The sequence below is a fragment of the Streptomyces sp. LMG1-1-1.1 genome, from assembly GCF_040815545.1.
GTDB lineage: Bacteria > Actinomycetota > Actinomycetes > Streptomycetales > Streptomycetaceae > Streptomyces.
In genome coordinates this window covers 59,414-80,407 of the sequence record NZ_JBFPNH010000036.1, presented here as the reverse complement: position 1 = coordinate 80,407, position 20,994 = coordinate 59,414, and the positions used below count along the sequence as shown (strand labels likewise).

Here is a 20,994-nt window from a genome sequence, read left to right as displayed (position 1 = left end):
GCAGTGATCGCCCTCTCCCTCGCCGAGGTCGCCGCAATCGTCGGCGGGCAGGCGCACGACATACCGGATCCGGACGCCCGGATCACCGGTCCCGTCGTCATCGACTCCCGTGAAGTGCGGGCCGGCAGCCTCTTCGTGGCGTTCGCCGGCGAGCACGTCGACGGCCACGACTACGCCGAGCGCGCCGTCGAGGCGGGTGCGGTGGCCGTGCTCGCCGCCCGGCCCGTCGGCGCCCCCGCCATCGTCGTCGACGACGTCCAGGCCGCGCTGGGAGCCCTCGCCCGCACGGTCGTGGAACGGCTCGGCACCGATGTCGTCGCCCTCACCGGCTCGGCCGGCAAGACGTCCACCAAGGACCTGATCGCCCAGGTCCTCGACCGCCACGCGCCCACCGTCTGGACGCCCGGCTCGCTCAACAACGAGATCGGCCTGCCGCTCACGGCGCTCCGCGCGAGCGACGAGACCCGGCACCTGGTCCTGGAGATGGGCGCCCGCGGCATCGGGCACATCCGGTACCTCACCGGTCTCACCCCGCCCCGCATCGGCCTCGTCCTCAACGTCGGCACCGCCCACATCGGCGAGTTCGGCGGCCGGGAGCAGATCGCCGAGGCCAAGGGCGAGCTCGTCGAGTCCCTGCCGTCCGCCGAGGAGGGCGGTGTCGCCGTCCTCAACGCCGACGACCCCCTCGTCCGCGCGATGGCGAGCCGCACCAAAGCCCGCGTGACCTTCTTCGGCGAAGCGGACGAAGCGGCCGTACGTGCCGAGAACGTCCACCTCACAGAGTCCGGACAGCCTTCTTTCCGTCTTCACACACCCACCGGGTGCAGCGACGTGACCTTGCGCCTGTACGGTGAGCACCACGTGTCGAACGCGCTCGCAGCGGCCGCCGTCGCGCACGAGCTGGGCATGCCCGTCGAAGAGATCGCCACCGCGCTCTCCGAAGCGGGAACCCTGTCGCGCTGGCGCATGGAGGTCACCGAGCGTCCGGACGGCGTGACGGTCGTCAACGACGCCTACAACGCGAACCCCGAGTCCATGCGAGCCGCCCTGCGCGCGCTCGCGGCCATGGGCAGGGCCGCACAGGCCCGAGGGGGTCGCACGTGGGCGGTGCTCGGCAAGATGGCCGAGCTCGGTGACGCATCGCTCGTCGAGCACGACGCGGTCGGACGGCTCGCCGTCCGGCTCAACGTCAGCAAGCTCGTCGCGGTCGGGGACAGGGAAGCGTCCTGGCTGCAACTGGGCGCATATAACGAGGGTTCGTGGGGTGAGGAGTCGGTGCACGTGTCCGACGCGCAGGCGGCGGTCGACCTGTTGCGCAGTGAGCTGCGCCCGGGGGACGTCGTCCTTGTGAAGGCTTCCAGGTCGGTCGGTCTCGAACAGGTCGCCCTGGCACTGCTCGACACCGAGGGCGAGGTCACCGGCCGATGAGGCAGATCCTCTTCGCGGGGGCCATCGGGCTCTTCCTGACCCTGATCGGTACGCCGCTGCTGATCAAGCTCCTTGCCCGCAAGGGGTACGGGCAGTTCATCCGGGACGACGGCCCGCGCGGCCACGCCGGGAAGAAGGGCACGCCCACCATGGGCGGCATCTCCTTCATCCTGGCCACGCTCATCGCGTACGCCCTGGCCAAGGTCATCACCGGCGAGGACCCGACGTACTCGGGCGTCCTGGTGCTGTTCCTGATGGCCGGCATGGGCCTGGTCGGCTTCCTGGACGACTACATCAAGATCGTCAAGCAGCGGTCGCTGGGTCTGCGGGCCAAGGCGAAGATGGCCGGCCAGCTGATCGTCGGCATCGCGTTCGCGGTGCTCGCGCTGCAGTTCGCGGACCAGCGCGGCAACACCCCGGCCTCCACGAAGCTGTCCTTCATCATGGACTTCGGCTGGGCCATCGGCCCGGTGCTGTTCGTGGTCTGGGCCCTCTTCATGATCCTGGCCATGTCCAACGGCGTGAACCTCACGGACGGTCTGGACGGTCTGGCGACCGGCGCCTCGGTGATGGTCTTCGGCGCGTACACCTTCATCGGGCTCTGGCAGTTCCAGGAGTCGTGTGCGAACGCCATGACCCTGACCAACCCCAACGCCTGCTTCGAGGTGCGCGACCCGCTCGACCTCGCCGTCGTCGCCTCCGCGCTGATGGGCTCCTGTTTCGGCTTCCTGTGGTGGAACACCTCGCCGGCCAAGATCTTCATGGGTGACACCGGCTCGCTGGCCCTCGGCGGCGCCCTCGCCGGTCTCGCCATCTGCTCCCGTACGGAGCTGCTGATCGCCCTGCTCGGCGGCCTGTTCGTGCTGATCACGATGTCCGTGGTCATCCAGGTCGGCTCGTTCAAGATGACCGGCAAGCGCGTCTTCCGGATGGCCCCCCTCCAGCACCACTTCGAACTCAAGGGGTGGTCCGAGGTCCTGGTCGTCGTCCGGTTCTGGATCATCCAGGGCATGTGCGTGATCGTGGGCCTGGGCCTCTTCTACGCGGGATGGGCAGCGGAAAAGTGACGGAACAGCTCGACTGGAACGGCAAGAAGGTCACCGTCGCGGGGCTCGGGGTGTCCGGCATCCCGGCCGCCCGCGTCCTGCACGGCCGCGGCGCGCTCGTGACCGTCGTCAACGACGGCGACGACGAGCGCTCCCGGGCCCAGGCCGCCGAGCTGGAGGCGGAGGGCATCACCGTCCGCCTCGGCGACGGGGCCACCCTGCCGTCCGGCACCGAGCTGATCGTCACCACCCCCGGCTGGCGGCCCGACAAGCCGCTCTTCGCGGCCGCCGCCGAGGCGGGCGTGGAGATCTGGGGCGACGTCGAGCTGGCGTGGCGGCTGCGGGGGCCCGACGCGGCTCCCTGGCTCGCGGTGACCGGCACCAACGGCAAGACCACGACGGTGCGGATGCTCGCCTCGATCCTGGAGGCGGCCGGTCTGCGGACCGCCGCCGTCGGCAACATCGGGGTCTCGCTCCTCGACGCCGTCCTCGGCGAGGAGACGTACGACGTCCTCGCCGTGGAGCTCTCCAGCTACCAGCTCCACTGGGCGCCCTCGATCCGCGTCCACTCGGCCGCCGTGCTCAACCTGGCGCCCGACCACCTCGACTGGCACGGCTCCATGGAGGCGTACGCCGCCGACAAGGGCCGGATCTACGAGGGCAACCAGGTCGCCTGCGTGTACAACGTCGCCGACCAGGTCACCGAGGACCTGGTCCGCGAGGCCGACGTCGAGGAGGGCTGCCGCGCCATCGGCTTCACCCTCGGCACCCCGGGACCCTCCCAACTGGGCGTCGTCGAGGGCATCCTCGTGGACCGCGCCTTCGTCGAGAACCGGCAGAAGAACGCCCAGGAACTCGCCGAGGTCGCCGACGTGCAGCCGCCGGCCCCGCACAACATCGCCAACGCGCTCGCCGCGGCCGCCCTCGCCCGCGCCTTCGGCGTCGAGGCCAAGGCCGTACGGGACGGGCTCAAGGCCTTCCGCCCCGACCCGCACCGCATCGAACTGGTCGAGGAGGTCCAGGGAGTCGCGTACGTCGACGACTCCAAGGCCACCAACACCCACGCCGCGGAAGCCTCGTTGGCGGCCTACGACCCGATCGTCTGGATCGCCGGCGGCCTCGCCAAGGGCGCGACCTTCGACGACCTCGTCCTGAAGTCGGCGAAGCGCTTGCGCGGCGCCGTCCTGATCGGCGCCGACCGCGCGCTGATCCGCGAAGCCCTGGCGCGACACGCCCCGGAGGTCCCGGTGGTGGACCTCGACCGGACCGACACTGAGGCGATGTCCGAGGCGGTCCGCGAGGCGGCCCGGCTCGCCCGCCCGGGTGACACGGTCCTCCTCGCCCCGGCCTGCGCCTCGATGGACATGTTCACCGACTACAACAAGCGGGGCGAGGTCTTCGCGGACGCGGTCCGCGCCCTCGCCGCCACCGGGGACGCCTGACCTGACCAGCGGGAGGGTCCGGACGGACCGGGCACGACTGGAGGGGGCAGCGAACCATGCCGAGCAAGATCGTCGGGACACGCCGGCCTTCCCCCGCACGCGGCGGAGGGCGGGCCCCCGCGACCCCGCGGCGACCCCGCGGCGGAGGCGTTGGGCGGCTCTACCGGCGGGCGCAGAAGGCCTGGGACCGGCCGCTGACGGCCTACTACGTGATCATCGGCGCCGGGATGCTCATCACCACGCTCGGCCTCGTGATGGTCTACTCCGCCTCGATGATCACGGCGCTCCGCTACGAGCTGGTGCCCTCCTACTTCTTCCGGAAGCAGTTCTTCGCCGCGCTCCTGGGCACCGGGCTGCTCCTGGCCGCCTCGCGGATGCCGGTGAAGCTGCACCGGGCGCTCGCCTACCCGATCCTGGTCGGCGCGGTCTTCCTGATGGTGCTCGTGCAGATCCCCGGGATAGGGCACGCGGTCAACGGCAACCAGAACTGGATCTCCCTCGGCGGCCCCTTCCAGCTCCAGCCCAGCGAGTTCGGCAAGCTGGCGCTGATCCTGTGGGGGGCCGACCTGCTCGCCCGCAAGCACGACATGCGGCTGCTGACCCAGTGGAAGCACATGCTGGTGCCGCTGGTCCCGGGCGCCTTCATGCTGCTCGGGCTGATCATGCTCGGCGGCGACATGGGCACCTCGATCATCCTCGCCGCGATCCTCTTCGGACTGCTGTGGACGGCCGGAGCGCCCACCCGCCTGTTCGTCGGGGTGCTCACGGTGGCCGGGGTGATCGGCGTGCTGCTGATCAAGACGAGCTCGAACCGGATGAAGCGCTTCGACTGCATCGGAGCGACCGACCCCGGTGGCGAGGGAGCCCCCTGCCTCCAGGCCGCGCACGGAATCTATGCTCTGGCCTCGGGCGGATGGTTCGGATCCGGGCTCGGTGCGAGCGTGGAGAAATGGGGCCAACTGCCCGAGGCGCACACCGACTTCATCTTCGCGGTCACCGGTGAGGAACTGGGCCTCGCGGGGACGCTGTCGGTACTCGCCCTGTTCGCGGCTCTAGGCTATGCGGGTATCCGCGTGGCCGGAGGCACGGAGGACCCCTTCGTGAGGTTCGCCGCGGGAGGCGTGACCACCTGGATCACGGCGCAGGCCGTGATCAACATCGGTGCGGTGCTCGGTCTGCTGCCGATCGCCGGTGTCCCCCTCCCGCTGTTCTCCTACGGAGGGTCGGCCCTGCTGCCGACCATGTTCGCCGTCGGGCTCCTGATCGCCTTCGCGCGACAGGAACCCGCCGCGAAAGCGGCCCTGGCCATGCGCCGCCCCGGTTGGGGTAAGCGGGCCGGGGTGAGATGGAAGTCGATGCGACGGCGCGTCAAGAAGCGCCCGTCCGGAGAGCGGTGAATTTCGGTGCATGTCGTACTCGCCGGCGGGGGGACCGCCGGCCACATCGAGCCGGCGCTGGCCCTCGCGGACGCCCTGCGCAGGCAGGACCCCAGCGTGGGGATCACGGCGCTCGGCACGGAGAAGGGTCTGGAGACCCGGCTCGTGCCCGAGCGGGGCTACGAGTTGGCGCTCATTCCCGCCGTACCGCTGCCCCGTAAGCCCACCCCCGAGCTGATCACCGTCCCCGGACGGCTGCGCGGCACGATCAAGGCCGCCGAGCAGGTCCTGGAGCGCACCAAGGCGGACTGCGTGGTCGGCTTCGGCGGCTACGTGGCGCTGCCCGGCTATCTCGCGGCCAAGCGGCTCGGGGTGCCGATCGTGGTCCACGAGGCCAACGCCCGGCCGGGCCTGGCCAACAAGATCGGTTCGCGGTACGCGGCCGGGGTCGCCGTCGCCACCCCGGACAGCAAGCTGCGCAACGCCCGGTACATCGGCATCCCGCTGCGGTACACCATCGCGACCCTCGACCGGGCGCGGGTGCGTCCGGAGGCCCGCGCGGCCTTCGGTCTGGACCCCAACCTGCCGACGCTGCTGGTCTCCGGCGGCTCGCAGGGCGCACGGCGGCTCAACGAGGTCGTCCAGCAGATCGCCCCGGTGCTCCAGCGCTCCGGCATCCAGATCCTGCACGCGGTCGGCCCGAAGAACGAAATGCCGCGCGTCGACAACATGCCCGGTATGCCGCCGTACGTGCCGGTACCGTACGTGGACCGGATGGATCTCGCGTACGCCGCGGCCGACATGATGCTCTGCCGCGCGGGCGCGATGACCGTCGCCGAGCTCTCCGCCGTCGGGCTGCCCGCCGCGTACGTCCCGCTGCCCATCGGCAACGGCGAACAGCGGCTCAACGCCCAGCCGGTGGTCAAGGCGGGCGGTGGACTCCTCGTCGACGACGCGGAGCTGACGCCGCAGTGGGTGCAGGGCAACGTCCTGCCCGTACTGGCCGATCCGCACCGGTTGTACGAGATGTCCCGCGCCGCCGCCGAGTTCGGTCGCCGGGACGCCGACGACCTGCTCGTCGGCATGGTGTACGAGGCGATCGCCGCCCGCCGACAGGCGTAGCGCGGCGGCGAGAGGCAGGAGCGCCAGGTGGCAGCCGGACCGACGACCGCGGAGAAGAGCGGCGCCAGCAGGTCGAAGGGGCCGGCGGAGCGGTCGTCCGCCACGGGTACCCGGAACGTTCGGTTCCGGGTGCCCGCCCCCCGGTTGCTGCTCGTCGTGTTCGGCGTGGTCGCGCTCGTCGCCGGCGGGTTCTGGGCGCTCTACGGATCCACGTGGTTCCGTGTGGAACGTGTGAAGACTTCCGGCACGCGGGTCCTGACCGTCCGCGAGGTCGAGACCGCCGCCGCCGTACCCCTGGGAGCCCCACTCGTCACCGTCGACACCGAGGCGATCGAGGCCCGGCTCCGGGCCGCCTTCCCCCGGATCGAGTCGATCGACGTCGTCCGGTCCTGGCCGCACGGAATCGGGCTGAAAGTGACGGAACGACAGCCCGTCCTGCTCGTCGAAAAGGGCGGAAAGTTCACCGAAGTGGACGGGACCGGAATGCGGTTCGCCACCGTCGACACCGCCCCGCGCGGCGTCCCCCGGCTGGTCCTCGACAGCGCGGCCTCCCCGAGTCTGCGCCGCTTCGGCGCGGACCGGCTGCTCCGCGAGGCGGTCCGCGTCCGGGGTGAACTCCCGGCGGAAATCGCCCGGGACACTCGTGTCGTGCGCGTCACGTCGTACGACTCCGTCACTCTGGAGCTGACCAAGGGCCGCACGGTCTTCTGGGGCAGCGCCGAGCACGGCCCGGTGAAGGCCCGAGTGTTGACCGCCCTCCTGAAGGCGGCGCCCAAAGCGGGGCACTTCGACGTAAGTGCCCCCACGGCGCCCGCCTCGTCCGGAAGTTGACGGCCATCACCGCTGGCCAGCACCCTGGTTGGCCAGCGCTACGGGTGATCACATAGGGTGAAAAGAAAAACGGGAGGTTCGGCGTGTTCGTTGAACGTGCGCCACTTGTCGACTTAGTGTCCTGTTCGGAAGAGTCCAGCGAACAGAGACACTGGTAACCCTAAACTTCAACGTTAGGGTTCGGGTCGGCGTTTCGGACCGTCCCAATCGGCATCCGTCGGAGCAGCGCGACCAACGCGCGGCGACGACACGTAACTCGAGGCGAGAGGCCTTCGACGTGGCAGCACCGCAGAACTACCTCGCAGTCATCAAGGTCATCGGTGTCGGCGGCGGTGGTGTCAATGCCATCAACCGAATGATCGAGGTCGGTCTCAAGGGCGTCGAGTTCATCGCGATCAACACCGACGCGCAAGCGCTGTTGATGAGCGACGCCGACGTCAAGCTCGACGTCGGCCGTGAACTCACCCGCGGCCTGGGGGCCGGGGCCAACCCGGCCGTCGGTCGCAAGGCGGCAGAGGACCACCGTGAGGAGATCGAGGAGGTCCTCAAGGGGGCCGACATGGTCTTCGTCACCGCAGGCGAAGGCGGCGGCACCGGCACCGGCGGCGCGCCCGTCGTCGCCAACATCGCGCGCTCGCTCGGCGCCCTGACGATCGGTGTGGTCACCCGGCCGTTCACCTTCGAGGGCCGCCGTCGCGCCAACCAGGCGGAGGACGGCATCGCCGAGCTCCGCGAAGAGGTCGACACCCTCATCGTCATCCCGAACGACCGACTGCTCTCGATCTCGGACCGCCAGGTCTCCGTGCTCGACGCGTTCAAGTCGGCCGACCAGGTGCTGCTGAGCGGTGTCCAGGGCATCACCGATCTCATCACCACCCCCGGTCTCATCAACCTCGACTTCGCCGACGTCAAGTCGGTCATGTCCGAGGCCGGTTCGGCCCTCATGGGCATCGGCTCCGCCCGTGGCGACGACCGCGCGGTGGCCGCCGCGGAGATGGCGATCTCCTCGCCGCTCCTGGAGGCCTCCATCGACGGCGCCCGCGGCGTGCTGCTCTCCATCTCGGGCGGCAGCGACCTCGGTCTCTTCGAGATCAACGAGGCCGCGCAGCTGGTCAGCGAGGCGGCCCACCCCGAGGCCAACATCATCTTCGGCGCCGTCATCGACGACGCCCTGGGCGACGAGGTCCGCGTCACCGTCATCGCGGCAGGCTTCGACGGCGGCCAGCCGCCGGCCCGCCGGGACAACATCATCGGCTCGGTCTCGGCCAAGCGCGAGGAGCCGGCTCCGGCCCCCCGCCACGTCGAGACCTCGCGTCCGCTCGGCGGCCTCGGCACCGTGGCCCCCCGCGAGGAGCCCGCCGCCGCCCCGATCGAGCCCGCCCCGGTCGTCAACGAGGTCCCGCAGGCGCCCGCTCAGCCGGTCGTCCCGCCGGCCCGTCCCTACGCGGACAGCCAGGCCGAGGAGCTGGACGTCCCGGACTTCCTGAAGTGATAGGACATCGCTTCGACGCGAACGGCGCGCACTTCGCCTTCACCGACCGGTGGGGCGGGGTGAGCGCCGTTCCGTACGAGGAGCTCAACCTCGGCGGAGCGGTGGGGGACGACCCCGAAGCGGTACGGACCAACCGGGCGCGCGCCGCCGGCGCCCTCGGGCTCGACCCGGCGCGGGTGGTCTGGATGAACCAGGTGCACGGCGCGGACGTCGCCGGGGTCGACGGGCCGTGGGGCACCGCCGGGATCCCGGCGGTGGACGCGCTCGTCACCTCCCGGCCCGGACTCGGGCTCGCCGTCCTCACCGCGGACTGCGTGCCCGTCCTCCTCGCCGACCCGGTCGCGGGAGTCGCGGCCGCCGCCCACGCGGGGCGTCCGGGGATGGTCGCGGGAGTGGTCCCGGCCGCGGTCGCGGCCATGATCGACCGGGGCGCCGACCCCGCCCGTATCGTCGCCCGCACCGGCCCCGCCGTCTGCGGGCGCTGCTACGAGGTGCCGGAGGCCATGCGGGCCGAGGTCGCGGAGACCGAACCCGCGGCCTGGGCCGAGACGAGCTGGGGAACCCCGGCCGTCGACGTCGTCGCCGGGGTCCACGCCCAGCTCGAACGGCTCGGCGTCACCGACCGGCAGGCCAGCGCGGTCTGCACCCGGGAATCCGGTGACCACTACTCGTACCGCCGCGACCGCACCACGGGGCGACTCGCGGGATATGTCTGGTTGGACGCTGTATCCACCCCGGGGGCGACCCCCGGATCCCCGGCAGGAAAGAACTGATGACGGACCGCACGTCGGAACTCGCCGAGAACCTGGCCCGGGTGGAGGCGCGCATCGCCGCAGCCTGCGCCGCCGCCGGGCGCGCGCGGGAGGAGGTGACCCTTGTCGTGGTCACCAAGACCTATCCCGCGAGCGACGTGAGAATCCTCCACGGGCTCGGCGTGCGGAACGTCGCCGAGAACCGGGACCAGGACGCCGCCCCCAAGGCGGCCGCCTGTGCCGACCTTGACCTGACCTGGCACTTCGTGGGTCAGTTGCAGACCAACAAGGTCAGATCCGTGGTGGGTTATGCCGGTGTGGTGCAGTCCGTCGACCGCTTGAAGCTCGTTTCCGCCCTCTCCGCGGCCGCGGAGAAAGAGGGCCGCGAGCTCGGCTGCCTGCTCCAGGTCGCACTCGACGCCGAGTCCGGCGAGCGGGGCGACCGCGGCGGTGTCTCGCCCGACGGGATCGAGGAGTTGGCGGCCGCGGTGGACGCCGCGCCGGGGCTGCGGCTCGACGGACTGATGACCGTCGCCCCGCTCGCCGGCCCGTACGCGGGGCGGCAACGCGCCGCCTTCGACCGCCTCATGGATTTGTCGACTGCCCTGCGCGCGACCCGTCCGGCTGCGAACATGGTGTCGGCAGGGATGAGTGCGGACCTCGAGGAGGCCGTCGCGGCCGGGGCGACACACGTACGCGTCGGTACGGCGGTACTCGGCGTCCGCCCGAAGCTCGGGTAACGTCGCGAAGCAAGTCGGACCACAGCAGAAAATATGGTCATTCCGCAGAACGGCGGGGTGCCCCGTGGATCGCCGGCACTTGGTGACGAGGCCGATCCACCACAGAGCGGAGGACTCAGAGAATGGCCGGCGCGATGCGCAAGATGGCGGTCTACCTCGGCCTCGTGGAGGACGATGGGTACGACGGCCGGGGCTTCGACCCCGACGACGACTTCGAACCCGAGCTGGAGCCGGAGCCCGAGCGCGACCGGCGTCACACCCCCCCGCGTCAGGTGGAGCGCGAGGAACCGGTGCGTGTCGTGGCACCCCCCGCGCAGCGGGAACCGGTCGCCCATTCCGTCCCGGTACTCGCCGAAAGCGGACGTCCGGCCCGAATTGCCCCCGTGGCATCCATCACACCCGAACGTCCGAGCCTGGAGAAGAACGCACCGGTGATCATGCCCAAGGTCGTGTCCGAGCGGGAGCCCTACCGCATCACCACGCTGCACCCCCGGACGTACAACGAGGCCCGTACCATCGGGGAACACTTCCGTGAGGGCACCCCCGTGATCATGAACCTCACGGAGATGGACGACACGGACGCGAAGCGACTTGTCGACTTTGCCGCCGGACTCGTCTTCGGGCTCCATGGCAGCATTGAGCGCGTGACGCAGAAGGTGTTCCTGTTGTCGCCTGCTAACGTCGATGTCACGGCGGAGGACAAGGCCCGGATCGCAGAGGGCGGATTCTTCAACCAGAGCTGAGAACAACAGAACCGGACGGACCGGTCGCCTAGCGGCCGGCCGAGCGAGAGCACGTAAGCCAGGGGAGAGGGAAACGCGGGATGGGCGTCGCACTACAGGTGGTCTACATCGTGCTGATGTGCTTCCTCGTCCTCCTGATCGTCCGGCTGGTCATGGACTACGTCTTCCAGTTCGCCCGTTCATGGCAACCCGGTAAGGCGATGGTGGTCGTTCTCGAGGCCACCTACACTGTCACCGATCCACCGCTCAAGCTCCTGCGGCGGCTCATCCCGCCGCTGCGTCTCGGGGGCGTGGCACTCGACCTGTCCTTCTTCGTTCTGATGATCATCGTCTACATCCTGATCTCCGTCGTGAGCAGCTTCGCGAGGTGAGTGTGGACGATACGGTCTTGCCGACTGCCGACGACTACGTAGAGGTGAAGAAGAGATGCCGCTGACCCCCGAGGACGTGCGGAACAAGCAGTTCACGACCGTCCGCCTCCGAGAAGGCTATGACGAGGACGAGGTCGATGCCTTCCTCGACGAGGTCGAGTCCGAGCTGACCCGCCTGCTCCGCGAGAACGAGGACCTGCGCGCCAAGCTGGCCGCCGCGACGCGTGCCGCCGCGCAGAACCAGCAGCAGCAGGGGATGCGCAAGCCCCCGGAGCCGCAGGATCGTCCCGGCGCGCCCGTGCCCGCGGCCATATCCGGACCGCCGGTCCAGCAGCAGCCGCCCCAGATGGGCCCGCCGCAGCTGCCCTCCGGTGCCCCGGCGCTTCCCCCCGGCCCCATGCAGGGCGGCCCGATGCAGGGCGGCCCCATGCAGGGCGGCCCGATGGGCCCCGGCCCGATGCAGGGCGGCCCCATGGGCCCCGGCCCGATGCAGGGCGGCCCGATGGGTCACCCGCAGCAGCAGATGCAGCCGCAGATGCAGCAGCAGCCGCAGCAGGGCCCCGGTGGCGACAGCGCCGCGCGTGTCCTCTCGCTGGCCCAGCAGACCGCCGACCAGGCGATCGCCGAGGCCCGCTCCGAGGCCAACAAGATCGTCGGCGAGGCGCGCTCCCGCGCCGAGGGCCTGGAGCGGGACGCCCGCGCCAAGGCGGACGCTCTTGAGCGGGACGCCCAGGAGAAGCACCGCGTGGCCATGGGCTCCCTGGAGTCCGCGCGCGCCACGCTGGAGCGCAAGGTCGAGGACCTGCGCGGCTTCGAGCGCGAGTACCGTACGCGCCTGAAGTCGTACCTGGAGTCGCAGCTGCGTCAGCTGGAGACCCAGGCCGACGACTCGCTGGCCCCGCCGCGCACCCCGGCGACGGCCTCGCTGCCGCCGGCCCCGTCCATGGCCTCGGCGGGCGCGAGCGCCCCGTCCTACGGCGGCAACGGCGGGATGGGCGGTGCGCCGTCCATGGGCGGCGCCCCCTCCTACGGCGGTCAGCAGCAGATGTCTCCGGCGATGACCCAGCCGATGGCTCCGGTCCGTCCGCAGGCACCGCAGCCGATGCAGCAGGCGCCGGCGCCGATGCGCGGCTTCCTCATCGACGAGGACGACAACTGACGGCGCCAGGTCGCGCGATGAGCGCGTAGCCGTCGGCAGGCTGCAAGGGCCGGTTCCCGGGTTTCTCCCGGGGACCGGCCCTTCGCCGTTCCCCGGGTCCGACCCGGGCGCACGGCGGTGCCCCGGGTACGCCGAAGGGCCCGGCCTCAGGAGAGGCCGGGCCCTTCGGTCAGCGGGTCAGGCCTTGCGGAGGCGGAAGGTGAGGGCGAGCAGGTCGTCCTCGAAGGGGGTTCCGTAGGTGTCGTCGGCCTCGCCCTGGGCGTGGTCCGTGGCAAGGACCTCGTCCGCGATGAGCGCGGCGTGGGTGGTGAGGGCCTCGACGGTCTCGGGGGAGGCGGAGGTCCAGCGGAGGGCGATGCGGTCGGCGACGTCGAGGCCGCTGTTCTTGCGGGCCTCCTGGATGAGGCGGATCGCGTCACGGGCGAGGCCCGCCTGACGGAGCTCCGGGGTGATCTCCAGGTCGAGGGCGACCGTCGCGCCGGCGTCGGAGGCGACCGACCAGCCTTCGCGGGGCGTCTCCGTGATGATGATCTCCTCGGGGGTGACGGTGATGTCCTCGCCGTTCACCGAGAGGGTCGCCTCGCCGGAGCGGAGCGCCAGGGACAGCGCCGCCGCGTCCGCGGCCGCCACGGCCTTGGCCACGTCCTGGACGCCCTTGCCGAAGCGCTTGCCGAGGGCGCGGAAGTTCGCCTTGGCGGTGGTGTCGACGAGGGAGCCGCCGACCTCGGAGAGGGAGGCGAGGGAGGAGACGTTCAGCTCCTCCGTGATCTGGGCCTGGAGCGCCGGCGAGAGGGCCGCGAAGCCCGTCGCCGCCACCAGCGCGCGGGAGAGCGGCTGGCGGGTCTTGACGCCCGACTCGGCCCGCGTCGCCCGGCCGAGCTCGACCAGCCGGCGGACGAGGAGCATCTGCTCGGACAGGGTCGGGTCGATCAGGCCCGCGTCGGCCTCGGGCCAGGTGGCGAGGTGGACGGACTCGGGCGCGTCGGCCGTCACCGGGACCACCAGGTCCTGCCAGACCCGCTCCGTGATGAACGGGGTCAGCGGGGCCATGAGGCGGGTGACCGTCTCGATCACGTCGTGGAGGGTGCGGAGCGCGGCCGCGTCGCCCTGCCAGAAGCGGCGGCGGGACCGGCGCACGTACCAGTTGGAGAGGTCGTCGACGAAGGCGGAGAGGAGCTTGCCGGTCCGCTGGGTGTCGTACGACTCCATGGCCTCGGTGGCCTCGGTGACCAGGGTGTGGAGCTCGGAGAGGAGCCACTTGTCGAGGACGGACCGGTCGGCGGGGGCCGGGTCCGCGGCGGACGGCGCCCAGCCGGAGGTGCGGGCGTACAGCGCCTGGAAGGCGACGGTGTTCCAGTACGTCAGGAGGGTCTTGCGGACGACCTCCTGGATGGTGCCGTGGCCCACCCGGCGGGCCGCCCAGGGCGAGCCGCCGGCCGCCATGAACCAGCGGACCGCGTCGGCGCCGTGCTGGTCCATGAGCGGGATCGGCTGGAGGATGTTGCCCAGGTGCTTGGACATCTTGCGGCCGTCCTCGGCGAGGATGTGGCCGAGGCAGACCACGTTCTCGTACGACGACTTGTCGAAGACCAGGGTGCCGACGGCCATCAGCGTGTAGAACCAGCCGCGGGTCTGGTCGATGGCCTCGGAGATGAACTGCGCCGGGTAGCGGCTCTCGAACAGCTCCTTGTTCCGGTACGGGTACCCGTACTGCGCGAACGGCATGGAGCCCGAGTCGTACCAGGCGTCGATGACCTCCGGCACGCGGGTGGCCTCCAGCGCGCAGCCGTCGGCCGGGCAGGTGAAGGTCACCGCGTCGATGTACGGGCGGTGCGGGTCGAGCTCGGACTGGTCGGTGCCGGTCAGCTCGGTCAGCTCGGCGCGCGAGCCGACGCAGGTGAGGTGGCCCTCCTCGCAGCGCCAGATCGGCAGCGGGGTGCCCCAGTAGCGGTTCCGGGAGAGCGCCCAGTCGACGTTGTTGGTCAGCCAGTCGCCGAAGCGGCCGTGCTTGACCGAGTCGGGGAACCAGTTGGTCTTCTCGTTCTCCTGGAGCATGCGGTCCTTGACCGCGGTCGTGCGGATGTACCAGGACGGCTGCGCGTAGTAGAGCAGGGCCGTGTGGCAGCGCCAGCAGTGCGGGTAGCTGTGCTCGTACGCGATGTGGCGGAAGAGCAGGCCGCGGGCGTCCAGGTCGGCGGTGAGGGCCTCGTCGGCCTTCTTGAAGAAGACGCCGCCGACCAGCGGGACGTCCTCCTCGAAGGTGCCGTCGGGGCGGACCGGGTTCACGACCGGCAGGCCGTACGCCTTGCAGACCTTGAGGTCGTCCTCACCGAAGGCGGGGGACTGGTGGACGAGGCCCGTGCCGTCCTCGGTGGTGACGTACTCGGCGTTGACGACGTAGTGCGCCTCGTCCGGGAAGTCGACCAGCTCGAAGGGGCGCTGGTAGGTCCAGCGCTCCATCTCGGCGCCCGTGAAGGACTCGCCGGTGGTGACCCAGCCCTCGCCGAGGGCCTTCTCGACCAGCGGCTGGGCGACGACGACCCGCTCGTCGCCGTCGGTGGCGACGACGTAGGTGACCTCGGGGTGGGCGGCGACTGCCGTGTTGGACACCAGGGTCCAGGGGGTCGTCGTCCAGACGAGGAGCGCCGCCTTGCCGGCCAGGGGGCCGGAGGTCAGCGGGAAGCGGACGTAGACGGAGGGGTCGACGACCGTCTCGTAGCCCTGGGCCAGCTCGTGGTCGGAGAGGCCGGTGCCGCAGCGCGGGCACCAGGGGGCGACCCGGTGGTCCTGGACGAGGAGGTCCTTGTCGAAGATCTGCTTCAGCGACCACCAGACCGACTCGATGTACGAGGGGTCCATGGTCCGGTACGCGTCGTCCAGGTCGACCCAGTAGCCCATGCGGGTGGTGAGGTCGGCGAACGCGTCGGTGTGGCGGGTCACCGACTCGCGGCACTTCGCGTTGAACTCCGCGATGCCGTATTCCTCGATGTCCTTCTTGCCGGAGAAGCCGAGCTCCTTCTCGACGGCGAGCTCGACCGGCAGGCCGTGGCAGTCCCAGCCGGCCTTGCGGGCCACGTGGTAGCCGCGCATGGTGCGGAAGCGGGGGAAGACGTCCTTGAAGACGCGGGCCTCGATGTGGTGGGCGCCGGGCATGCCGTTGGCGGTCGGCGGGCCCTCGTAGAACACCCATTCGGGGCGTCCCTCGGACTGCTCCAGGGTCTTGGCGAAGACCTTGTTGTCCTGCCAGAAGTCGAGCACGTCGTGCTCGAGGGCGGGCAGGTCGACCTGGGCGGGCACCTGGCGGTACTGCGGCGGTGTCATCGAGTTCCTCCGGCGGAAAGTCGTCGTTCCGTCGGAGGGACGAGAGCCCGGCTCCCGCGGTACCACCCTCCTTGGCCCCGGGCGCGCACGCCCTGAGCCCCCTCATTGGGGTCGCGATGCCGGGTCTAGTCACCGCGCTGTCCTGCGGCTTTCTTCCGACGGCTCCGGGGTGATGCTTCACATCGGGCTCGCCCCCGGGCTCTCACCGTCCCCGGGTCGCTCATGGCTGCTTGCGACGCTACTCGTCCCCATCCAAGCCTTTCGCTGTGGCCAGTGTACGGGGCGCGAAGCGGGGCGGCAGACCTGTTTTCGCGTGACCCGAATGGCCATACGGGGCGGGCCGGAGTTCGCGTGCGGCCATGTGGGGGAAGGCGGGACGGATAACCCGGCGGGGAGCTGGGCACAACGGAGGCAGGCCCGCCCCGCGGGGAGCGGGGGCGGGTGGGAACGGCGGCGTGCCCCGTTGCCGCGGGCCTTGGGCCGATTTATCGTCCCAGCACGATTCGCGAGCAAGATCACAAAATGTGAAGGGGCCGCGACATGGTGGCGAAGAAGACCGCCGCGAAGAGGACCTCGACCGCCGGTTCCGACGGTACGGCCGAGGTCGCCAAGGACGTGACCGGCAAGAAGTCGACGGTCGCGACGAAGACGGCTGCCGGGAAGGCCGTCACGAAGAAGGCGGTCACGCGGAAGGCGGCCGACGGGAAGACGGCCGTCGACGGGACGGACGAGGCGGCCCCCGCCCCCGACACGGCGGCCCCGGACGGCGAGGCCCCCGCAGGGAAGACGCCCGCCGGGAAGGCAGTGGCGAAGAAGGCGGCGGCCAGGAAGGCGCCCGCGGCGAAGAAGCAGACAGGAGCCAGGACGGTGGCAGCGAAGAAGACCGCGGGTGTCACGACCGCCGGCAGCGAGGCCGCGGTGCCCCCGGCCCGCACCGGGGAACTCGCGGTGCGTCCGGGCGAGGACCCGTGGACGCCGCAGGAGGTCGACGAGGCCCGCAGCTCGCTCCAGGCCGAGGTGCTGCGGCTCCGCAGCGAGCTCGTCCACTCCCGGGAGGAGCTCACCGGCCTCATGCGCGACTCGGGCGACGGCGCCGGGGACGACCAGGCCGACACCGGCACCAAGAACATCACGCGGGAGCACGAGCTCGCCCTGGCGGCCAACGCGCGGGAGATGCTGGAGCAGACCGAGCACGCCCTGGAGCGGCTCGACGCGGGCACGTACGGCCTCTGCGAGGTGTGCGGCAAGCCCATCGGCAAGGCGAGGATGCAGGCCTTCCCGCGGGCCACGCTCTGCGTCGAGGACAAGCAGCGGCAGGAGCGGCGCGGCTGACGATCTCGGCTGCCGGTCTCGCACGCCTGTGCCGTACCCTCGGTGCACGGTCAGGCATCGAGGTCGAGGGACTCACTCACGTGGCAGAGGCGGAGCGCATCATCGGTACGCCGGATTCAGCAGGGGCCGACGAGACGGCCGCCTCCGACGAGACGGTCGCCCCCGAGGGGACGGCCGCTCCCGAGGAGCGGCCGCGGGGCAGGCGCCGGATCGTCGCGCTGTTCGTGGTGGCCGTGCTGGCCTACCTCCTGGACCTGGGCAGCAAGATGCTGGTGGTCGCCAAGCTGGAGGGCCACGAGCCGATCGACCTGATCGGGGACCTGCTGCGGCTCGACGCCATCCGGAACCCGGGTGCCGCGTTCGGCATGGGCGAGGCCTTCACGATCATCTTCACCTGCATCGCGGTCGCCGTGATCGTCGTGATCATCCGGCTGGCCCGGAAGCTCTACAGCCTGCCGTGGGCGATCGCGCTCGGCCTGCTGCTCGGCGGCGCGCTCGGCAACCTCACGGACCGGATCTTCCGCTCGCCGGGCGTCTTCGAGGGAGCGGTCGTCGACTTCATCGCCCCGGCGCACTTCGCCGTCTTCAACCTCGCCGACTCGGCGATCGTCTGCGGCGGCATCCTCATCGTCCTGCTGTCGTTCCGGGGCCTGGACCCCGACGGCACGATCCACAAGGACTGAGCCCGACCCGTGCGGAAGACAGGGAGTCTTCCGCACAAGGCATACTCGACGGGTGAGTACGAGTCCCGAGATCCGCACGCTGCCCGTTCCCGATGGCCTGGAGGGCGAGCGCGTCGACGCCGCCATCGCCCGTATGTTCGGGTTCTCCCGTACGAAGGCGGCCGAGCTGGCCGCCGCAGGGAAGGTCCAGGTCGACGGCTCCGTCGTCGGCAAGTCCGAGCGGGTCAGCGGAGGCGCGTGGCTCGAGGTCGAGATGCCGGGCGCGGCCGCGCCCGTCCAGATCGTCGCCGAGCCCGTCGAGGGCATGGAGATCGTCCACGACGACGACGACATCGTCGTGATCATGAAGCCGGTCGGAGTCGCCGCGCACCCCAGCCCCGGCTGGACCGGCACCACGGTCATCGGCGGTCTCGCCGCCGCCGGGTACCGCATCTCCACCTCCGGCGCCGCCGAGCGCCAGGGCATCGTGCACCGCCTGGACGTCGGCACCTCCGGCCTGATGGTGGTCGCGAAGTCGGAGTACGCGTACACCTCGCTCAAGCGCCAGTTCAAGGAGCGCACGGTCGACAAGCGCTACAACGCGCTGGTCCAGGGCCACCCCGACCCGATGAGCGGCACCATCGACGCCCCGATCGGCCGGCACCCGAACCACGACTACAAGTGGGCGGTCATCGCCGAGGGCAAGCCCTCCGTCACGCACTACGACCTCATCGAGGCGTACCGCTCGGCGTCGCTGCTCGACATCAAGCTGGAGACGGGCCGCACCCACCAGATCCGGGTGCACATGTCCGCCCACCGCCACCCCTGCGTGGGCGACCTCACCTACGGCGCCGACCCGACGCTGGCCAAGCGCCTCGGTCTGACCCGGCAGTGGCTGCACGCGGTCCGGCTCGGCTTCGAGCACCCGGGCGACGGCTCGTGGGTCGAGTTCGCCAGCACGTACCCCGAGGACCTGCAGCGGGCCCTGGACCGGATCGCGGCGGAGAGCCAGTGACGGTCGCGTACGCGGTCCGCGAGGCGGCGGAGCCGGCCGACCGGGAGGCGTGCTTCGCGGTCCGCCGCGAGGTGTTCGTCGAGGAGCAGGGCGTACCGCAGGAGCTGGAGTACGACACGTACGACGCGACCGCGGTGCACGTCCTGGCCGTGCGCGCGGACGGTCTGCCGCTCGGCACCGGGCGCCTGCTGCACGGGTCCGACGCCGTCGGCAAGACGGGCGGGGACGCCTCGGTGGGCTCCCTCGGCCGGCTCGCGGTCGCGAAGGCGGCCCGCGGCCTCGGGGTCGGCGCGGCGCTCGTGCGGGCCGTCGAGGACGTGGCCCGCGAGCGGGGTCTGACCGCCGTCGACCTGCACGCGCAGACCCATGCGATGGGCTTCTACGAGCGGCTCGGCTACGAGGCGTACGGCCCCGAGTTCCCGGACGCGGGCATGCCGCACCGGGCCATGCGGAAGGCCCTCTGACACCCGTCCGCCCCTGACGGTCGCCCCCGCGTGCCCCGCCCCGGCGGAACACAGGGGGCAATCGCCGTCAAAACGGACGTACATGGCAGGGTGGGGCCGTGGATCAATTGGCCCTGTTGTTCTTGCTGCTGCTCGGCGCCCTGCTGACCGTGCCCCTCGGCGACCGGCTCGGGCTGCCCGCGCCGGTCCTGATGACGCTCGTCGGGATCGCGCTGGCCTTCCTGCCGTTCGTGCCGAACGTCGAGGTCCCGCCGGAGTTCATCCTCCCGCTGGTGCTGCCGCCGCTGCTCTACGCCTCCGTGCAGCGGACCTCCTGGCGACAGTTCGCGGCCAACAGGCGACCGATCTTCCTGCTCGCGGTCGCCCTCGTCTTCGTCACCACGGCCGCCGTCGGCGCGGTCGCGCACGCGCTCGTGCCCGGTCTGCCGCTGGCCGCCGCCATCGCGCTCGGCGCCCTCGTCGCCCCGCCCGACCCGGTCGCCGCGACCGCCGTGGCCGGCTCGCTCGGGCTGCCCCGCCGGCTGGTGTCGATCCTGGAGGGCGAGGGGCTCTTCAACGACGTCACCGCGATCGTGCTTTACCACGTGGCCATCGCCGCGGTCGTCAGCGGCTCCTTCTCCTGGCCCGAGGCCCTCGCCGAGTTCGTCCTGTCCGCCGTGGTCGCCGTGGCCGTCGGCCTTGCCCTCGGCTGGCTCTGCAACAAGCTGATCGGCCTCCTCGGCGACGTCACGCTGCAGACCGGCCTCACCCTCCTCGTCCCCTTCGTGAGCTACGTCCTCGCCGAGGAGCTGCACGGCTCCGGCGTGCTCGCCGTGCTGCTCACCGCGCTCTTCCTCGCCGAGCACGCGGCCGACGCCGACGACGTCATGGGCCGGCTCGCCGGGCAGACCTTCTGGCAGATCGTCGACACGCTGGTCACCGGCATCGCGTTCGGCCTCATCGGCCTGGAGCTCATCCACGTCTTCGGGGTCGCCGAGGGCCGCGGCTCGCAGATGCTCGGCTGGGGCGCCGCCGTGGTCGGCGTGGTCGTCGGGGTCCGGCTCCTCTGGCTGCTGCCCGCCACCTGGCTGGCGAAGAGGCTGCACACCCTCAGGGACGTCGACGAGGAGATCCCGATGAGCTGGCGGGAGACGGTCGTCATGTGGTGGGCGGGGATGCGCGGGGTGGCGTCGGTGGCCCTCGCCCTCGCCATCCCGCTGCGCACCCACGACGGCGCGCCCTTCCCCGGCCGCGACGAGATCGTCTTCATCGCCTTCTGTGTGATCATCGCCACCCTCGTCTTCCAGGGGCTGACCCTGCCCTCGCTGGTCAAGCGGCTCGGCGTACGGGCCGACACGGACGCCGAGCGGGCCCTCGAACGCGACCTCGCGATCCGGGCGGCGAAGGCGGCCAGGCGCCGGCTGAAGGAGATCGAGGAGGTCGAGGAGCTGCCGGAGGAGGTCCAGGAGCGGTTGCTGCGCGGGGCGTACGACATCGGGGCCCGGATCAGTCCGGACATGGTCGACGAGGAGCGGCGGGCCGCCTACGCGGCGCGCGTGGACCGGCTCAAGGCGGTGCAGCGGATCCAGCGGGAGCTGATGTCGGCCGCCCGGCACGAGGTCCTCTCGGCGCGCAGCGAGCCGGGTGCCGATCCCGAGGTGGTGGACCGGGTGCTGCGGCAGCTGGACGTGCGCAGCATGCGCTGAGGGGCGGCCCGTG

Annotated in this window: 18 protein-coding genes; 17 read left to right on the top strand and 1 reads right to left on the bottom strand. The window is 71.3% G+C overall.

Annotation, left to right across the window (positions count from 1 at the left end; genetic code table 11):
- The first annotated feature begins 3 nt into the window (after positions 1 to 3).
- The 12 genes from MRBLMG1_RS21720 to MRBLMG1_RS21665 all read left to right on the top strand — a co-directional run bounded on the left by MRBLMG1_RS21720 (position 4) and on the right by MRBLMG1_RS21665 (position 12,502).
- On the top strand, positions 4 to 1,428 hold the full coding sequence (locus tag MRBLMG1_RS21720) for a UDP-N-acetylmuramoyl-tripeptide--D-alanyl-D-alanine ligase (protein WP_367825757.1): 1,425 nt from the start codon (positions 4 to 6) through the stop codon (positions 1,426 to 1,428).
- Positions 1,425 to 2,495, top strand: a complete 1,071-nt coding sequence (mraY, locus tag MRBLMG1_RS21715) for a phospho-N-acetylmuramoyl-pentapeptide-transferase (RefSeq protein WP_367825756.1) — start codon at positions 1,425 to 1,427, stop codon at positions 2,493 to 2,495. Before MRBLMG1_RS21720 ends, mraY begins: the two co-directional genes overlap by 4 nt.
- Positions 2,477 to 3,916, top strand: a complete 1,440-nt coding sequence (murD, locus tag MRBLMG1_RS21710; RefSeq protein ID WP_367825755.1) for a UDP-N-acetylmuramoyl-L-alanine--D-glutamate ligase — start codon at positions 2,477 to 2,479, stop codon at positions 3,914 to 3,916. Before mraY ends, murD begins: the two co-directional genes overlap by 19 nt.
- A gap of 56 nt (positions 3,917 to 3,972) precedes the next feature.
- Complete coding sequence (gene ftsW / locus MRBLMG1_RS21705) at positions 3,973 to 5,313, top strand: putative lipid II flippase FtsW (RefSeq protein ID WP_367825754.1); 1,341 nt, start codon at positions 3,973 to 3,975, stop codon at positions 5,311 to 5,313.
- 6 nt (positions 5,314 to 5,319) lie between these two features.
- Positions 5,320 to 6,414, top strand: a complete 1,095-nt coding sequence (gene murG / locus MRBLMG1_RS21700; protein ID WP_329856714.1) for an undecaprenyldiphospho-muramoylpentapeptide beta-N-acetylglucosaminyltransferase — start codon at positions 5,320 to 5,322, stop codon at positions 6,412 to 6,414.
- A gap of 27 nt (positions 6,415 to 6,441) precedes the next feature.
- Positions 6,442 to 7,245: a cell division protein FtsQ/DivIB gene (locus MRBLMG1_RS21695; protein WP_367825753.1), complete on the top strand. Its 804-nt coding sequence runs from the start codon at positions 6,442 to 6,444 to the stop codon at positions 7,243 to 7,245.
- A 277-nt stretch (positions 7,246 to 7,522) separates the two neighbouring features.
- Positions 7,523 to 8,737 (top strand): cell division protein FtsZ, encoded by a 1,215-nt coding sequence (gene ftsZ / locus MRBLMG1_RS21690; protein ID WP_367825752.1) that lies wholly within the window; start codon positions 7,523 to 7,525, stop codon positions 8,735 to 8,737.
- Entirely contained in the window at positions 8,734 to 9,510 is a 777-nt protein-coding gene (gene pgeF / locus MRBLMG1_RS21685; RefSeq protein ID WP_367825751.1) for a peptidoglycan editing factor PgeF, read from the top strand. The genes ftsZ and pgeF overlap by 4 nt, the downstream gene beginning before the upstream one ends.
- Positions 9,510 to 10,229: a YggS family pyridoxal phosphate-dependent enzyme gene (locus MRBLMG1_RS21680; RefSeq protein ID WP_367825750.1), complete on the top strand. Its 720-nt coding sequence runs from the start codon at positions 9,510 to 9,512 to the stop codon at positions 10,227 to 10,229. Before pgeF ends, MRBLMG1_RS21680 begins: the two co-directional genes overlap by 1 nt.
- A gap of 122 nt (positions 10,230 to 10,351) precedes the next feature.
- Entirely contained in the window at positions 10,352 to 10,972 is a 621-nt protein-coding gene (locus tag MRBLMG1_RS21675) for a cell division protein SepF (protein ID WP_017238791.1), read from the top strand.
- 80 nt (positions 10,973 to 11,052) lie between these two features.
- Positions 11,053 to 11,343 (top strand): YggT family protein, encoded by a 291-nt coding sequence (locus tag MRBLMG1_RS21670; protein WP_190102598.1) that lies wholly within the window; start codon positions 11,053 to 11,055, stop codon positions 11,341 to 11,343.
- A gap of 55 nt (positions 11,344 to 11,398) precedes the next feature.
- Positions 11,399 to 12,502, top strand: coding sequence for a DivIVA domain-containing protein (locus MRBLMG1_RS21665; RefSeq protein WP_367825749.1), 1,104 nt, complete (start codon positions 11,399 to 11,401; stop codon positions 12,500 to 12,502).
- 177 nt (positions 12,503 to 12,679) lie between these two features.
- Here the strand turns inward: MRBLMG1_RS21665 and ileS are convergent, their stop codons facing one another.
- A complete protein-coding gene (gene ileS, locus MRBLMG1_RS21660) occupies positions 12,680 to 15,823 on the bottom strand; it encodes an isoleucine--tRNA ligase (RefSeq protein WP_367825748.1) in 3,144 nt (1,047 codons plus the stop codon).
- A 540-nt stretch (positions 15,824 to 16,363) separates the two neighbouring features.
- On the opposite strand from ileS, the gene MRBLMG1_RS21655 reads away from it, so the two are divergent.
- The 5 genes from MRBLMG1_RS21655 to MRBLMG1_RS21635 all read left to right on the top strand — a co-directional run bounded on the left by MRBLMG1_RS21655 (position 16,364) and on the right by MRBLMG1_RS21635 (position 20,981).
- Positions 16,364 to 17,155 carry a TraR/DksA family transcriptional regulator gene (locus tag MRBLMG1_RS21655; protein WP_367825747.1) on the top strand — a complete coding sequence of 264 codons (792 nt, stop codon included), beginning with the start codon at positions 16,364 to 16,366 and terminating at the stop codon, positions 17,153 to 17,155.
- A gap of 80 nt (positions 17,156 to 17,235) precedes the next feature.
- On the top strand, positions 17,236 to 17,838 hold the full coding sequence (gene lspA, locus MRBLMG1_RS21650) for a signal peptidase II (protein ID WP_367825746.1): 603 nt from the start codon (positions 17,236 to 17,238) through the stop codon (positions 17,836 to 17,838).
- 52 nt (positions 17,839 to 17,890) lie between these two features.
- Positions 17,891 to 18,832 carry an RluA family pseudouridine synthase gene (locus MRBLMG1_RS21645; protein ID WP_367825745.1) on the top strand — a complete coding sequence of 314 codons (942 nt, stop codon included), beginning with the start codon at positions 17,891 to 17,893 and terminating at the stop codon, positions 18,830 to 18,832.
- A complete protein-coding gene (locus MRBLMG1_RS21640; protein WP_367825744.1) occupies positions 18,829 to 19,296 on the top strand; it encodes a GNAT family N-acetyltransferase in 468 nt (155 codons plus the stop codon). The genes MRBLMG1_RS21645 and MRBLMG1_RS21640 overlap by 4 nt, the downstream gene beginning before the upstream one ends.
- A 98-nt stretch (positions 19,297 to 19,394) precedes the next feature.
- A complete protein-coding gene (locus tag MRBLMG1_RS21635) occupies positions 19,395 to 20,981 on the top strand; it encodes a Na+/H+ antiporter (RefSeq protein ID WP_367825743.1) in 1,587 nt (528 codons plus the stop codon).
- The last annotated feature ends 13 nt before the right edge of the window (positions 20,982 to 20,994 follow it).